The sequence below is a fragment of the Treponema sp. R8-4-B8 genome, from assembly GCF_054786175.1.
This window is the reverse complement of the sequence record NZ_BDHE01000292.1, coordinates 1-535: the sequence shown is the minus strand read 5'-3', so window position 1 is coordinate 535 and position 535 is coordinate 1. Positions and strand designations below refer to the sequence as shown.

Here is a 535-nt window from a genome sequence, read left to right as displayed (position 1 = left end):
AAAAATCGTGCCAACCGTCTGCCTGTCTCTTATACACATCTAGATGTGTATAAGAGACAGAAATTGAAGTGCTCCGTAGATGATTTGGTCGAAAAAATGAGGGCCTACTACAACGGTTTTTGCTTCGACGGAGTGCAACGGGTGTACTGCCCGTTCTCTGTGCTTAATTTTTTCAACGGTTACAAGTTCTTGAATTATTGGATAGATTCAGGCAACCCGAAGATCATAGCCGACTATATGAAAGATAGGCATCTAACCGTTGAGCAGTTCAGGGGACTTCAAGTTTCGAGCGACTTCGCGTTCCGTCCCGGCGAGATAGAGACCGCGCCGCCCGAGAGTTTTTTCTATCAGGCCGGATACCTGACGCTACGAGAGGGTGTCTCCTGTCTCTTATACACATCTAGATGTGTATAAGAGACAGGTTTAATGGTATCGCTCGTCAGAAGTTTCGTTAAGTCGGCTGTCGCGCTGTGCGTTTTGTGCGCCGTAGCGTTCGCGCAGTCCAAGCCGAAGGCCGCCGTGTATATCATGGGCA

General features: G+C 48.6%; 1 protein-coding gene. It reads left to right on the top strand.

Annotated elements, in window-relative coordinates:
• The coding region (locus ACYVRA_RS08450) for a hypothetical protein (RefSeq protein WP_461252282.1) at positions 1-414 on the top strand (414 nt) is incomplete at its 5' end.
• Positions 415-535 lie beyond the last annotated feature (121 nt).